Source organism: Shewanella sp. M16 (assembly GCF_018224605.1).
GTDB lineage: Bacteria > Pseudomonadota > Gammaproteobacteria > Enterobacterales > Shewanellaceae > Shewanella > Shewanella oncorhynchi.
This window is the reverse complement of sequence record NZ_JAGTUL010000006.1, coordinates 39567-54191: the sequence shown is the minus strand read 5'-3', so window position 1 is coordinate 54191 and position 14625 is coordinate 39567. Positions and strand designations below refer to the sequence as shown.

Here is a 14625-nt window from a genome sequence, read left to right as displayed (position 1 = left end):
GGTCGCTCATAGTTGATATCTATCAAGACGCGACATTATAGCCACCGTTTTCTGCAGAGTCGAGCCTCAACAGCCGAATCTGGGGTATAAAAAAAGCGACACAAGGTCGCTTTTTTTAATTTGTACTCAAAGTACTAAAAATGGGGTGACTGATGGGGCTCGAACCCACGACAACCGGAATCACAATCCGGGACTCTACCAACTGAGCTACAATCACCACTGAAACTGGTACGCCCGGCAGGATTCGAACCTGCGACCACCCGCTTAGAAGGCGGGTGCTCTATCCAACTGAGCTACGGGCGCATGGTTTACAGAATTTTCTGTATCCTAACCGATTTGGAAAGCATCTATGCTAACCCTATCACTCGCCTATTTGAGTCCAAATTATCTTTGAATTCATCGAAGCAAATGACAATAAAGTGGTCGGTGATAGAGGATTCGAACCTCTGACCCTCTGGTCCCAAACCAGATGCGCTACCGGACTGCGCTAATCACCGAAGGTCTTACATTTTACTTGGTATCAACTCAGAGGGTTCCCTCTGGTCCGCTCTCATCCAAAATCTGGATGCACTATCGGACTGCGTTAATTACCTAAGGTCTTACATGACAGTTTCAGCGCAAGATGAACACATCTGCCTGAGAACGGAGCGCATCTTATCCCCTCACTTTACACCCGTCAACGATTTTTTTATCATTCGACTCTAGGTGCTGAATTATCAGGCTAATCTGGTTTTTTTTATCCACTTGGCAACGGCTTTAACCATGACACAGTAGCTGTGCCCTGTTAAAATAGCCACGATTGCCAATCTCTGTGTTAACTACTGTTTTCACCATCGCCCATATAAAGGATATCCTACACCCATGACAGCCCAAATAATCGACGGCAAGGCGATTGCTCAATCCATCCGCACTAAGCTCAGCGAAAAAGTCACCGCCCGCAAAGAGGCTGGACAACGCGTACCGGGTTTAGCCGTAATATTAGTGGGAGCCGATCCGGCATCACAAGTTTATGTTGGCAGTAAACGTAAGGCTTGTGAAGAAGTTGGATTTATTTCTCGTTCATACGATTTAGAAACAAACTGCACTGAAGATCAATTACTCAACCTGATTGATAGTCTTAATGATGATCCGACAATTGATGGCATCTTAGTGCAACTGCCATTACCCGCACATATCGAAGACTCAAAAGTCATCGAGCGTATCCGCCCAGATAAAGACGTCGATGGATTTCACCCGTACAACGTCGGCCGTTTAGCCCAGCGTATTCCGGTGCTGCGCTCTTGCACCCCAATGGGCATAATGACACTCATCAAATCCACCGGCGTTGATACCTATGGTTTAGATGCTGTTGTGGTTGGCGCATCAAATATTGTCGGCCGCCCAATGACCTTAGAGTTGCTGCTTGCTGGCTGCACCACCACTACTTGCCACCGCTTCACTAAGAATCTCGAGCAAAAAATCCGTCAGGCAGATCTCGTGGTCGTTGCGGTGGGTAAACCTGGCTTTATTCCTGGTGAGTGGATCAAGCCCGGCGCGATTGTAATAGATGTGGGAATTAACCGTTTAGATAACGGCACCTTAGTCGGCGATGTGCAATATGACATTGCTGCGCAAAATGCCAGCTTTATCACTCCAGTCCCCGGCGGTGTTGGCCCGATGACAATTGCAAGCCTATTAGAAAACACCTTATATGCCGCCGAGCAGTATCATGACTAGGTTCTAGGTTCTAGGTTCTAGGTTCTAGGTTCTAGGTTCTAGGTTCTAGGTTCTAGGTTCTAGGTTCTAGGTTCTAGGTTCTAGGTTCTAGGTTCTAGCAAGCATAAAAAAACCTGCATGATGCAGGTTTTTTATTTACTGAAGATTTTCTTGAATTAAAAATATAGCGAATAAGCTTATTTCTTACGCCAAGTGGTGCCACTTGGACCATCTTCAAGCACAACGCCCAAAATATCTAAACGATTACGCGCCACATCCGCAGCAGCCCAATCCTTTTCGGTACGAGCACGGTTACGCTCAACGATTAAGGCTTCGATTTCGGCCACTTCATCGTCACTACCGCCGCCTTGAAAGAAGGCCTCTGGCTCTTGGCTTAATAGACCTAACACATCCGCTAATTGCTTCAAGGTGACCGCTAACGCAGATGCCTGTGCCATATCGGTCAGTTTTAAACGATTGATCTCACGCACCATATCAAATAAAACGGAATAGGCTTCAGGTGTATTAAAGTCATCATCCATCGCCGCTTTAAATTTCGCGACAAACTCTTCTGCAGGCGCCGCAGCGACAGTTAAGTCGACATCTTTAATTGCCGTATACAAACGCTCTAAGGCTGAACGCGCTTGTTTCAAGTTATCTTCTGAATAGTTCAGTTGGCTACGATAGTGACCAGACAATAAGAAATAACGCACAGTTTCCGCGTCATAGTGACCAAGCACATCACGAATGGTGAAAAAGTTGCCTAAGGACTTAGACATTTTTTCACGGTCAACCATCACCATGCCAGTGTGCATCCAATAGTTGACGTATGGCGTGTCATGGGCACAGCAAGACTGAGCGATTTCATTCTCATGATGTGGGAACTGTAAGTCAGAGCCGCCGCCATGGATATCAAAATGCAGACCTAAATGTTTGCTGTTCATGGCCGAACATTCGATATGCCAGCCAGGACGACCCGGTCCCCATGGGGATTCCCACGTTGGCTCGCCAGGTTTAGACATTTTCCACAACACAAAATCCATTGGATTTTGCTTGGTTTCGTCCACTTCAACCCGAGCACCTGCTTGCAGTTGATCTAAATTCTGGCCCGATAAACGGCCATAATCAGGATATGAGGCCACACTGAAAAGCACATCACCATCGCTCGCCACATAGGCATGGCCACGGGCGAGTAATAACTCAACCATGTCGATGATTTCAGCAATGTGAAGGGTCGCGCGCGGTTCAAAATCGGGGCGCAACATATTTAAGGCATCGAAGTCTTGGTGCATTTCACCAATAAGACGCTCGGTTAAGGCTTCACAGCTTTCGTTATTCTCGTTAGCGCGCTTGATGATTTTGTCATCAACATCAGTAATATTGCGCTGAAAATTCACTTCATAACCCGCGTAACGCAGGTAGCGCACTATCATGTCGAAGGAAACAAAAGTACGGCCATGACCAATATGACAGAGATCGTATATGGTCACACCACACACGTACATCCCAATTTTCCCGGGATTAATTGGCTTAAATTCCTGTTTTTGGCGGGTAATACTGTTGTAAATCTTCAACATCGATATTCTCTTCAATGATACATTCAGGTGTAAAATCAAGGAGTCAGTCTATCACGGCCTGACAGGTTTTGAATACTGCACTTTGCGCGCAATCCGAGATAAGTTAGAATCGCGCCACTATTTACACTGAGTATGAAAACATGATCACATTACACACTAATTTGGGCGACATTAAACTGCAACTGAACGCTGAAAAAGCGCCGTTAACAGTAGCAAACTTCATGAAATATGTTGACGAAGGTTTCTTCGACGGCACTATCTTCCACCGTGTGATAGACGGTTTCATGATCCAAGGTGGTGGCTTCAACGAAGACATGAGCCAAAAGCGTTGTAACGAGCCAGTGAAGAACGAAGCCAATAACGGTTTATCAAACCGTACTGGTACTGTCGCTATGGCGCGTACTTCAGATCCACATTCAGCTACTGCGCAGTTCTTCATTAACGTGAACGATAACACTTTCCTCGATTTTAAATCAGAAACCTCACAGGGCTGGGGCTACTGCGTATTCGGCGAAATCGTTGAAGGCATGGATGTTATCGAAAAAATCAAAGCCGTTAGCACAGGCAACCGTGGTATGCATCAAGATGTGCCATTAGAAGCCATTGTGATTGAAAAAGTCAGCGTCGCGGCATAATACGGCGAATGCGAACTCTATTTATAGGCGATCTGCACCTGAGTGCAGATCGCCTTGATATCACCCAAGCGTTCACTCGCTTTCTCGACACTGAACTCGATGATGCTGACGCCCTTTATATCCTAGGCGATTTGTTTGAAGTCTGGGTTGGTGATGATATTGCCTTGCCTTTTGCCCTAGACATCGCCGAAAAACTCAAGCAAGTATCACAAAAGTTACCCGTGTATTTTATCCATGGCAACCGTGACTTCATGCTAGGCAAACAATTTGCGCGCGCAGCAGGCATGCAAATTTTACCCGAAGTCACTCGCCTCAATTTATACGGTGTCGACACTGTAATTTTGCACGGCGACAGCTTATGTACTTTAGATAAGGCCTACCAACGCTTTCGAAAACTGCGCAGTTTATCGCTGTCTCGTTGGCTGTATGGTTGTTTATCCAAGAAAACCCGTCAGGGCATTGCTGATAAAATTCGCAGTAAGAGCAAGAACAGCAATAAGCAAAAAAGCTACACTATCATGGATGTAGAGCCCAATGCGGTCGATGTGTTATTTGCCAAGACACACACTAAGCATATGATCCACGGTCATACCCACAGACCGGCTATTCATCAACTTGCCAATGGCTGTAAGCGTATAGTGGTTGGCGATTGGTATGAACAAGGCAGTGTGCTCAGTGTGAGCGCTGAAGGGATTAATTTACAGTCCTTACCCTTCGACCCTATGATGACCTAAAGGCATTGGCTTAAGTAGGCCTCATTTAGCGTTACTTAAGCTTAAATAGCTTAAATTTTTAGCTTTAATAGCTTGAAAATACTGTGATTAACGGTTTTTTAGAACCGTTAATCGTTTCAGCTATATGGACTTAACTCTACTCGTTTGGGGAAGCAAAACCGTTCAAATTAATTTAATAGAGGCGACCCACTGTGGAAACGAAACTCATCATCCTGCGCCAAAATCAACTCCGCTTCTAACTCGCCAAAGTACTTCACTCGCTCGCTAATATCCTCAGGTGAAACCAACTGAGCTAACGCAAGATAATCTTGATAATGTCGCGCTTCAGAGCGCAGCAGTGACACATAAAACTTACTCAGCTCACCGTCTAAATAAGGCGCGAGTTTAGCGAAGCGCTCGCACGAGCGAGCCTCAATATATGCCCCTACAATCAACTTATCCCGCAAAATATCTTTCTCATGGGTTGTCACATGACTCATCATGCCCTTGGCATAACGACCCGCGCGAATATTACGGTAATCAATACTGCGCTTGTGCATTAAATCCAATACTTGTTCAAAATGATGAAACTCTTCTTTAATCAAGCGGATTAAAGGTGAAACTAAATTCGCGGCAAACTTAAAGTTTGTCTTAGGTATAAGTTCGGCCACCAGCTCATTCTTTTTCACATCACGGGCCAAAAAACTCACCACATCATGCTCTTGCGAATAAATAAACTCTTCATAGGGTTTAGCCCACGCCAACAGGGTTCGACCACTGTCTTTATCTAACGCATATTTTCGTAGCAAAAAAATCGCTGTCTGAGCGGCTTTTAACTCACAGTTACAATGGTCGATCAGCAACTCATCCAAGGAATCTGATTTTATCGCGACATCAATCCAAGTTTGCGGTGTTTCACAGTGAAGAAATGCGTGGATGGGGGCAAGAAGTTGCAGCATGGACTCACTCAATATCATTCTGAATATCGCGCTATTTTACGCATATTTACTCATAAGCTATAGCATTAGGCTTAAGTAAACTTGACGCGCTGAACTTTTTGTTCAATAAATAATCTACACTCTAAAGAACTGAGATCCTGATCACACAGCCTCTCACTTCTCTATGTGTAACCAATCGATGGATAAAGAGACAGGGCACTATTTTAACCTCGATTGTAGAGCTGTTATCAGCTCGTCTGACGTTTGGCGAGCCATTCATCAATGCTGAACAAGGATAATTATAATGATACTGAATCACTTAATGGGGCTATACACTCATCCAAAACAAGAGTGGCAAACAATTGAAAAAAACCATGAGGCACTGAAAAGTAGCTTAAGCCATGTAGTACTTATCGCCTTAATTCCGGCGGTGTGCAGCTATATTGCTACAGCTTACATTGGCTGGAATCCTGGCGCTGGCGATCCTATTTACCTTACACCACAAAGCGCCCTGTTTATGTCCGCAGGCATGTATTTAGGCCTAATTGCAGGCGTATTCGCCCTTGCCTATTTAGCCTATTGGATGGCAAAAACCTTCGATGCTAACCCAACTTACACCCAAGCATTAGAGCTCGCATCCTACACTGCAACCCCGTTGTTTATGGTCGGTTTAGCCGCATTATATCCAGTGCTATGGTTTATCATGATAGTGGGGTTGATTGGTTTAGCCTACTCAGTGTATTTACTGTACGCGGGGGTGCCTATCATTATGAATATCCCTGAAGAGAAAGGTTTTATCTACGCCAGCTCTATGGTGACTGCAGGCTTAGTACTCTTGGTGGGGCTAATGGCAACTAGTGTCATTTTATGGAGCTTAGGCTTTGGTCCTATGTACCAATAACCATTTTAATTCATCACAAATTTAATCAACAGCAACTCAAGCTCTGCGTCGCAATTGAATTTGTAGCAGAAAATAAAAAAGAAGGCCGTAAAGGCCTTCTTTTTTGGGTTTAATTAACGCTCTGAGCAAGTTAGCAGATCTGTTTGACTCATTCAGTCAAACAGCTCCACTTAAGCAAAATCACTCGAAAGAATCACGCAGCGCTACGGTTAAGTTAAACACTAAATTATCCGGCGATGAATCTTTGCTGTCAGCGCAGAAATAGCCTTCACGCTCAAACTGATAGGCTTGTTCCGCAGGTGCATTCACTAGGCTTGCTTCTGCAAAACCTTGTACAACGATCAATGATTCAGGGTTCAACACTTCATCCACAGTCTCTGCCGCAGCAGGATTAGGATCGGTAAATAAACGCTGATAGAGACGGAATTCAGCAGGTTTAGCAGTAGATGCCTCAACCCAATGGATCACGCCTTTAACTTTACGGCCATCAGCAGGGTTTTTACCTAAAGTTTCAGGATCATAAGTACAGTAAACCGTCATGATATTACCTTCGCTGTCTTTGTCACAACGTTCAGCTTTAATCACATAAGCATTACGTAAACGCACTTCTTTACCTGTAACTAAGCGTTTGTATTGTTTGTTGGCTTCTTCTTTAAAGTCAGCCACATCAATCAATATTTCTCGGCCAAAGGCTAATTCACGCGTCCCCATGCTCTCATCATTTGGATGAGCGGCCGCTTGAATGTACTCAAGTTCACCTTCAGCATAGTTTTCAATGATAACTTTCAATGGACGCAATACGGCCATCGCACGCGGTGCATGTTCGTTCAATTCTTCACGAATACACGCATCTAACATGCCGACTTCAATCATATTCTCTTGCTTAGTCACGCCGATACGTTGACAGAACTCGCGAATTGACGCTGGTGTATAACCACGGCGACGTAAGCCTGCAATCGTTGGCATACGAGGGTCATCCCAACCTGACACGAGTTTACGGGTCACAAGGTCGTTCAGCTTACGTTTAGACATCAAGGTATATTCGAGATTTAAGCGAGAAAACTCGTATTGACGAGTACGATTCGGCGCTTGAAAATCGTTCAAATTATCCAACACCCAATCGTATAAACGACGGTTGTCTTGGAACTCTAATGTACATAAAGAGTGGGTAATATGTTCTAACGCATCAGAAATACAGTGCGTGAAGTCGTACATTGGGTAAATGCACCACTTGTCACCTGTTTGATGATGATGGGCAAAACGAATACGGTAGATGATAGGATCGCGCATACACATGAATGGCGATGCCATATCAATTTTGGCACGCAATGCGCACTCGCCTTCTTTAAAACCACCGTCGCGCATCTTAGCGAATAAGGCGAGGTTTTCTTCGACTGATGTGTCGCGGAAAGGACTGTTTTTACCTGGCTCTTTTAACGTACCACGGTATTCACGGGTTTCATCTGCATTCAAAAAACACACATAAGCCAAACCTTTATTAATCAGTTCAACCGCATATTGATGTAACTGATCAAAATAGTTTGATGAATAGCGAACATCGCCATCCCACTGGAATCCAAGCCAACGCACATCCGCCTGAATAGAATTAACATAATCAATGTCTTCTTTTTCAGGATTAGTATCGTCAAAACGTAAATTACACAGACCGTTATAGTCTCGCGCTATCCCAAAATTTAAGCAGATAGATTTAGCATGACCAATATGAAGATAGCCATTCGGTTCCGGCGGGAAACGAGTCTGTACACTCGTGTGCTTACCGCTTTGTAAATCTTCATCTATGATATTACGAATAAAGTTACTCGGACGTACTTCAGTGTCCACATGACTCATGGAATTCCTCTTTGCGAACAATGGCAATTTTAAGAAAACCAGCATGATCCTACAGATCACCACTAGTTACAATGCCTAGGGTTAAAAACTCTGGTTTTTGACTGTTTAGGGTTATAACCGCGATAGTAAAACAATAAAAGCAGCCATGAAAGCTGCTTTTATCTTTGACCTAACTAAGCTGACATTTATTATTCAGTCATGCTGACTCAGTAAATCTTACTCGGTGATAATGCGGATCCCAGGAATAATCTGCTGGCTTCTTTTACCCTTACGTTTCAACCACAGATAAAAAGCGGCTAATGCAAACAAGAAGAAACCAATCCACAGACTTGATTGAACTGGGTGCTGCGTAAAGGTAGCGGCTTGATAAACTACCGTTGCAGAACCATAAGCCAGTGAGAAAGTCCACGTTGCCGCGAACGTCGCCCACCGAGAACCAAACTCATGCACTAAGGCGCCCATTGCCGCAACACAAGGAGTATAAAGTAAGATAAACAGCAAATAGGAGAAAGCCGCAACTTTACCACTAAAACCTGCTTGTAAAGCACCGAAAGTCGATGTCGCAACACCTTGTTCTTCAGCAACGGTTTCTTTATTGGTTAAATCACCGACCGACAGTTTAAGCGGATCTTCAAGATCTAAACCAAACAAGTTAGCTGGAATCGTTGCCAGAGCCGCATTAAAGCTTTCACTCAATGGTGCAAGTTCTTCATCTGTCGGCGCCGCGCTGCTGTATAGACTGTTTAAGGTACCAACAACCGCTTCTTTGGCGAAAATACCCGTGATAATACCGACGGTTGCAGGCCAGTTATCCTGCTCTATGCCCATAGGCGAGAAGATAGGCGTGATTTTTTGACTCGCGACACTCAGCAAAGATGCTTGGCTATCTTCATGGCCAAATGTGCCATCAACACCAATAGCATTGATGAAGTTCAATAAGGTCACGACTAGAACAATCGTTTTACCTGCGCCTAAGATAAAACTCTTAGTGCGTTTACCTGTACGAACCATAACAGCTTTCAGCTTAGGTAGTTCATAACTTGGCAGCTCCATCACCACAGCGCTACTGCTGCCGGGTAATAAAGTGCTTCTGAGTAATAAACCCGTACCGATAGCGGCAAAGATACCAATAATATACAGCAAGAAGACTAAATTCTGACCTGAATCAGGGAAGAAAGCCGCCGCAAATAGTGCATAAACAGGAAGACGTGCACCACAGGACATAAATGGTGCCATCATCCCTGTCACAATACGCTCACGCTCACTGCCTAAGGTTCGCGTCGCCATAATTGCAGGCACTGAACAACCAAAACCGACAATCATAGGAACGAATGCTTTACCAGGCAGGCCAATACGACGCATTAAACCGTCAACCACAAATGCAGCGCGCGCCATGTAGCCAGAACTTTCGAGGATCGACAAACCGAGGAAAAGCGCCGCAATAACAGGAATAAAGGTTGATACGGTTTGAATGCCTTGGCCGACACCGCCCGCTAAGATAGTGACCAACCAAGCCGGAGAGCCCATGCTCGTCAAGAATGAACCGAAGTGTTCGACAAACAGTGCGCCAGCAAAAACATCAAAGAAATCAATAAAAGCACTGCCAATATTAATGCTGAACATAAACATCAAATACATCACAAACAAGAACACAGGAATGCCAAGCACAGGATGTAAAACGAGTTTATCTAATTTGTCACTGAGGGTGAGGAACCCTGACTCTTTCACTGAACCTTGAAAAACTTGTTCAACGAAATTAAAGCGCGTGGTCGCCACCATCACTTCAATATCATGGCCTTGCTGAGCGATAATCTGAGTACAGGAATTCACTTCATCCTGCAGTTCAGCATTTTTACAGCTACCACAACCCGAACCATTACCTAGCATAGCCAAAGCGCGGCCGCGACTTAATTGGGCATCTTTGCTGCAAAGTAACTGCACGCCCGCTTCAATTTGTTCATCATAGTGAAGCACTAATGGGGCTTCTGAGACTCGGCCTTGAAGTAAATCGAGTACCTGTGCCTGCACTTTAGCGACATCGGCAGGATCTCGCGAACACACGCCAATTACAGGGCAACCAAGCTCTTGGCTCATTTTCTTTAAATCGACTTTAATCCCACGTTTGACAGCCGAATCAATTTTATTCAGCACCACCACCATAGGGATAGCGAGTTCACGCAATTGGGCCGTGAGATATAAGTGACGTTCGATATTAGTGGCATCGACTAAATTGATAATGCCATCGACACGTTGCTCGGCAAGGTATTGCTGCGCAATTTGCTCATCAAGTGAACAATCGCAACTATTGCCCGCAGGGAGAAGGTCGTAAATACCCGGTAAGTCTGTCAGATAGACGTCAGCACCGTTTAAGGTGAAATGACCAGTCTTTTTTTCGACCGTAACACCAGACCAGTTACCCACTTGCTGATTTGCGCCTGTTAGCGCGTTAAAGAGTGTAGATTTACCCGCGTTAGGGTTTCCTACTGTGACGCAATGAAACTGCTTAGCCATTCGTCTTTTCCACCTCAATGATGTCTGCCAAATCTCTGCGCATACAAAGTTTACTACCACGAATATCCAGTTCGAGACCAGAACCCATAGGTGCGTATCGGATCAATAAAAAACGCGTATTTGGCGTGATCCCCATGGACAACAACTTGCGCTTCACGGTTTGTGGCAGCGCCAAACGCCCCACTTCAGAAATAAGACCGCGATCGCCGGGACTGAGTTCGCTTAACTTCATTACGTATTCCACCTTGCAACAGGTTCAGCTCGAAAAACTGCGCCCATTGTAACCGAGCGATGACACTAATAACTTTACCTAGATCAAGATTTTTGATTGGTAACGATAATAGTTTTCAATTGTGTTGGGTATTATGTGATAAAAATTCCAATGAATAAACGACCAACCGAAAATAAAAATCCGCACCTTAGCATTAGTGACTATCAAGCGATGCACAGAAGTCAAAACGCTGTAAACAAATCCCACCCGAAGTAAGTGTGATCAAAATCACACTTAATCTATATCGCCTGTAAAATCATCCTTCTTTACAGTGAAAAGACCACGCAATGTTAAGCACGTGTCACACACTTGTTCTAATATTAACCGAGCTCAATAAGCTAAATTAGCAATATCGAAAGCGTAAAAATAACAAATATAAATGCACTCGGGAAAACATAACCATGGTAATAGGGCTAAAGTTCAGAAGCATAGCTAAGGCTATGCTATGTATTTTGTTATCAATCGCAAGCGTTTCGGCCTCAGCGACCCCTTGGGATGACAAAAAACCAGAAGAAGTTGTTGCGGCATTAGACAAAAAATTCGCCGAAGGTAAGTATTCCGCTAAAGGCGCTGATACTTGCCTGATGTGCCACAAAAAAAGTGCCGTGGTGATGGCAATATTTGAGGGGGTTCATGGCAACCCCAATGTGAAAGATTCACCCATGGCCGATTTGCAGTGCGAAGCCTGCCACGGCCCTTTAGGGAATCATAACAAAGGTGGCAAAGAGCCGATGATCACCTTTGGCGCTAACTCCCCTGTTCCCGCGCAAAAGCAAAACAGTGTCTGCATGAGTTGCCACAATGACAGTCCACGTACCGCATGGAAAGGCAATCACCACGATAACGCCGATGTCGCCTGTAGCAGCTGCCATCAAGTGCATACCGCAAAAGATCCTATCAGCGATAAAGCCAATGAAGTCGCCATTTGTACCCAATGCCATACCCAACAAAAAGCCGATATGCACAAGCGCTCGGCGCATCCATTACAGTGGCAACAAATGGTGTGCAGTGACTGCCATAATCCCCACGGCAGTTTAAACGATTCAAGCTTGAAGCAAATGAGTGTTAATGAAAATTGCTATAGCTGTCATGCCGAAAAACGCGGCCCTAAACTGTGGGAACATGCCCCCGTCACCGACAACTGCGCTAATTGCCATAATCCCCACGGCAGCGTGAACGAAGCCATGCTGATCAGCAAACCGCCACAACTGTGTCAGCAGTGTCACGCTTCGGATGGCCATAGCAGTAATGCCTATTTTGGCAATCAAACCAATGCCTTCACTTCTGGTAATTCCTGTATGAATTGTCATGGACAAGTGCATGGCTCTAACCATCCTTCTGGCAAATTACTACAGAGATAACAAGGGAATGATCATGCGAACAGCTAAAATGTCTCACCCTAGCGCTTATTTCTCCCTCACTTTGCTGGCTTGGGCGATAAGCGGTGTTTTGACTCAAGCACACGCCGAAGGTTATGAGCTGCAAGAAGCGAATCGAAGTAGCATAAAGACAGAGGCATGGAGCTGTAAGCAATGCCAACCTAAGACAGGGCATATTGGCAATGTCAGTGCCAGCCTCGCTTACAACGATAGTGAGGACAGCCGTTTCGGTAACAGTACTGGAACAGATAATGATGGTCTCGTTGGTGCCGTCGGTGCGGATATGGTGTACAAAACGCAGACGGGTTATCAAACCGAGCTGGTCGCGGACAAGTTAGGCTTTGACGCTGGCTCAGCCAAGCTCACAACAGGAAGGCCGGGAAACTATCAAATCAACTTGGGTTATAGAGGCTTAGCAAACTATAACCATAATCAACTCAAAAGCCCCTATACCTCAGTGCAAGATAAAATGTTATTGCCCGATAACTGGATAACAGGCGGCACAACGCAATCTATGCCTATGTTACAAAGCAGCCTTGTTAGCCAAGAGTTAAGTATTCAACGTGATCGCTTTAGTATCGGTGGTTACTACGCGGGCAAAATATCACCTGAAGGTGACAATAACAGTCACTACAAAGCCTCGCTAAACTATCAGCATGAAGACCGCAGCGGCGCAAAAAAGACCAGCGCCAATATACTCACCAACAGCGTTATGCTAGCCCAACCGATTGATGACAGTACTGATGAAGTCGATGCGAGAGTTTATTTTAACGGTTCAGGCTGGCAAGCTGGCATCAATAGCCAAATCAGCCAATATAAAAATGATCACCAAGCCATGCTGTGGCAATCTGCCTACACTCCCACCTTTGGCGCAGCATACTTAGGCCAGAATGCGGTCGACCCCGACAATAAAGCCTACCGAGTTGCCGCAGAAGCCTCTGGGGGGGCAAATGGTCAAAATGTATTGATGCACGCAGGCTTTAGCCGCATGACCCAAGATGACACCTTTATTCCTGCCACCATCAATGGCCCATCGCCCGTCCTGCCTGCGGATACCTTAAATGGCCAAGTCGATATTGTAGAGATGGACCTTAAATATTCAGGACGGATCAACCAAGATTTAAGTATGCAGGCAAGTTACAACTATCAAGACAGAGATAATAAAACGGCTCAATTAGACTTTCCGCAGATCGTCACCGACAGTATTAATCAAGGCACAGCCCAAAATAGCCTTTATGATAAGCGCACCAAAAAACTCGAACTTAAAAGCAAATACCGTTTTACCTCAGCGGCTTATGCCGAAGCGGGTTACAGCCATAATGAAAACGATTATGCCGAACTCGACCGCCAATCCATCGATGAATCTGGCGTGTTTGCTAAACTAAGTTATCGCTATTCGCCCGCATGGTCAGCTTGGTTGAAAGGAGAAGCACTAGAGCGAGATGGCAGTGAATATCATCCCGTCGCAACCACTCAAAGTTCAAGTAATCCTTGGCTACGTAAATCCTACCTTGCCGATAGAAAAAGACAGAAAGTCACCTTACACACGGATTATCAGAGCGACATTGGTCTATCTCTTGGTGCCAGCTTACACAGTATTAATGACGACTATCATCATACCCTAGTAGGTCTAACAAAGGTGTCCTATCTCGGTTACGACTTGTCAGCCCAATATATGCTGAGCAGTGACCTCAATTTAACCGCCTTTGTTAACCAAGATTGGCGCGATTCAGACCAAGCGGGCAGTAATTCCTTCTCGACACCCGATTGGTACAGCACTGCCGAGGAAAAATCGACCTTGATTGGTGCAGGGCTTAGTTATCAAAACCTGTTCGATCATCACCTCGATATTGGTTTGGATTACAGCTATTCCGATGGACAGAGTGATACAGAAGTGACCTACGGCATCACCAGTCCCTATGGCGATTTTTACGCCCGCAAACACAATCTTAATGCCTATGCCAAATATAAGTTTGCCGACAGTATATCGCTGCGCGTCGATTGGTTATTCGAAAAATATCAAGATGCTAACTGGCAAAACCAAGGCACAAGCTGGGACACGATTCCCAACGTACTCAGTTTTGGTGATATGGGCCACGACTACAACGCTCACTATTTAGGCTTGACCTTAAGCTACCAAATGTAACTTAGGCA

Annotated in this window: 11 protein-coding genes and 3 tRNA genes; 6 read left to right on the top strand and 8 right to left on the bottom strand. The window is 45.1% G+C overall.

Annotated elements, in window-relative coordinates; all coding sequences use genetic code 11:
* Window positions 1-141: 141 nt before the first annotated feature.
* From KFE26_RS05670 to KFE26_RS05660, 3 genes are all read right to left on the bottom strand, one after another.
* Window positions 142-217 (bottom strand) — tRNA-His (locus tag KFE26_RS05670).
* A 9-nt stretch (window positions 218-226) separates the two neighbouring features.
* Window positions 227-303 (bottom strand) — tRNA-Arg (locus KFE26_RS05665).
* 117 nt (window positions 304-420) lie between these two features.
* Window positions 421-497, bottom strand: a tRNA-Pro gene (locus tag KFE26_RS05660).
* A gap of 364 nt (window positions 498-861) precedes the next feature.
* Here KFE26_RS05660 and folD point away from each other — a divergent pair.
* The gene (gene folD / locus KFE26_RS05655) at window positions 862-1716 is read left to right on the top strand and encodes a bifunctional methylenetetrahydrofolate dehydrogenase/methenyltetrahydrofolate cyclohydrolase FolD (protein ID WP_212599883.1); all 855 of its coding nucleotides are present in this window, start codon (window positions 862-864) and stop codon (window positions 1714-1716) included.
* 176 nt (window positions 1717-1892) lie between these two features.
* Here folD and cysS read toward each other — a convergent pair whose 3' ends face one another.
* A complete protein-coding gene (gene cysS, locus KFE26_RS05650; RefSeq protein ID WP_212599882.1) occupies window positions 1893-3272 on the bottom strand; it encodes a cysteine--tRNA ligase in 1380 nt (459 codons plus the stop codon).
* Window positions 3273-3412: 140 nt separating this feature from the next.
* On the opposite strand from cysS, the gene KFE26_RS05645 reads away from it, so the two are divergent.
* Both KFE26_RS05645 and KFE26_RS05640 read left to right on the top strand, forming a co-directional pair.
* The gene (locus tag KFE26_RS05645; protein WP_105252937.1) at window positions 3413-3907 is read left to right on the top strand and encodes a peptidylprolyl isomerase; all 495 of its coding nucleotides are present in this window, start codon (window positions 3413-3415) and stop codon (window positions 3905-3907) included.
* An 8-nt stretch (window positions 3908-3915) separates the two neighbouring features.
* Window positions 3916-4641 carry a UDP-2,3-diacylglucosamine diphosphatase gene (locus KFE26_RS05640; protein ID WP_105252938.1) on the top strand — a complete coding sequence of 242 codons (726 nt, stop codon included), beginning with the start codon at window positions 3916-3918 and terminating at the stop codon, window positions 4639-4641.
* A gap of 167 nt (window positions 4642-4808) precedes the next feature.
* On the opposite strand, the gene miaE is transcribed toward KFE26_RS05640, so the two are convergent.
* Window positions 4809-5579 carry a tRNA isopentenyl-2-thiomethyl-A-37 hydroxylase MiaE gene (miaE, locus tag KFE26_RS05635; protein WP_212599881.1) on the bottom strand — a complete coding sequence of 257 codons (771 nt, stop codon included), beginning with the start codon at window positions 5577-5579 and terminating at the stop codon, window positions 4809-4811.
* A gap of 283 nt (window positions 5580-5862) precedes the next feature.
* Between miaE and KFE26_RS05630 the strand changes: the two genes are divergently transcribed.
* Window positions 5863-6459, top strand: a complete 597-nt coding sequence (locus KFE26_RS05630; RefSeq protein WP_105252940.1) for a Yip1 family protein — start codon at window positions 5863-5865, stop codon at window positions 6457-6459.
* Between the two features lie 180 nt (window positions 6460-6639).
* Here the strand turns inward: KFE26_RS05630 and glnS are convergent, their stop codons facing one another.
* The 3 genes from glnS to KFE26_RS05615 all read right to left on the bottom strand — a co-directional run bounded on the left by glnS (window position 6640) and on the right by KFE26_RS05615 (window position 11053).
* A complete protein-coding gene (glnS, locus tag KFE26_RS05625) occupies window positions 6640-8310 on the bottom strand; it encodes a glutamine--tRNA ligase (protein WP_105252941.1) in 1671 nt (556 codons plus the stop codon).
* A 216-nt stretch (window positions 8311-8526) separates the two neighbouring features.
* Window positions 8527-10821, bottom strand: a complete 2295-nt coding sequence (gene feoB, locus KFE26_RS05620; RefSeq protein ID WP_198572190.1) for a Fe(2+) transporter permease subunit FeoB — start codon at window positions 10819-10821, stop codon at window positions 8527-8529.
* Window positions 10814-11053: a ferrous iron transport protein A gene (locus KFE26_RS05615; RefSeq protein WP_028760477.1), complete on the bottom strand. Its 240-nt coding sequence runs from the start codon at window positions 11051-11053 to the stop codon at window positions 10814-10816. Before KFE26_RS05615 ends, feoB begins: the two co-directional genes overlap by 8 nt.
* A gap of 440 nt (window positions 11054-11493) precedes the next feature.
* On the opposite strand from KFE26_RS05615, the gene KFE26_RS05610 reads away from it, so the two are divergent.
* Together KFE26_RS05610 and KFE26_RS05605 are read left to right on the top strand one after the other, a co-directional pair.
* A complete protein-coding gene (locus KFE26_RS05610; protein WP_212599880.1) occupies window positions 11494-12453 on the top strand; it encodes a DmsE family decaheme c-type cytochrome in 960 nt (319 codons plus the stop codon).
* 13 nt (window positions 12454-12466) lie between these two features.
* Window positions 12467-14617 (top strand): MtrB/PioB family decaheme-associated outer membrane protein, encoded by a 2151-nt coding sequence (locus KFE26_RS05605; protein WP_212599879.1) that lies wholly within the window; start codon window positions 12467-12469, stop codon window positions 14615-14617.
* The last annotated feature ends 8 nt before the right edge of the window (window positions 14618-14625 follow it).

Bases quoted from the DNA above. Each gene is read 5' to 3' on its own strand.
- folD (WP_212599883.1), top strand. From the start codon at position 862: ATGACAGCCCAAATAATCGACGGCAAGGCGATTGCTCAATCCATCCGC.
- cysS (WP_212599882.1), bottom strand. From the start codon at position 3,272: ATGTTGAAGATTTACAACAGTATTACCCGCCAAAAACAGGAATTTAAG.
- KFE26_RS05645 (WP_105252937.1), top strand. From the start codon at position 3,413: ATGATCACATTACACACTAATTTGGGCGACATTAAACTGCAACTGAAC.
- KFE26_RS05640 (WP_105252938.1), top strand. From the start codon at position 3,916: ATGCGAACTCTATTTATAGGCGATCTGCACCTGAGTGCAGATCGCCTT.
- miaE (WP_212599881.1), bottom strand. From the start codon at position 5,579: ATGCTGCAACTTCTTGCCCCCATCCACGCATTTCTTCACTGTGAAACA.
- KFE26_RS05630 (WP_105252940.1), top strand. From the start codon at position 5,863: ATGATACTGAATCACTTAATGGGGCTATACACTCATCCAAAACAAGAG.
- glnS (WP_105252941.1), bottom strand. From the start codon at position 8,310: ATGAGTCATGTGGACACTGAAGTACGTCCGAGTAACTTTATTCGTAAT.
- feoB (WP_198572190.1), bottom strand. From the start codon at position 10,821: ATGGCTAAGCAGTTTCATTGCGTCACAGTAGGAAACCCTAACGCGGGT.
- KFE26_RS05615 (WP_028760477.1), bottom strand. From the start codon at position 11,053: ATGAAGTTAAGCGAACTCAGTCCCGGCGATCGCGGTCTTATTTCTGAA.
- KFE26_RS05610 (WP_212599880.1), top strand. From the start codon at position 11,494: ATGGTAATAGGGCTAAAGTTCAGAAGCATAGCTAAGGCTATGCTATGT.
- KFE26_RS05605 (WP_212599879.1), top strand. From the start codon at position 12,467: ATGCGAACAGCTAAAATGTCTCACCCTAGCGCTTATTTCTCCCTCACT.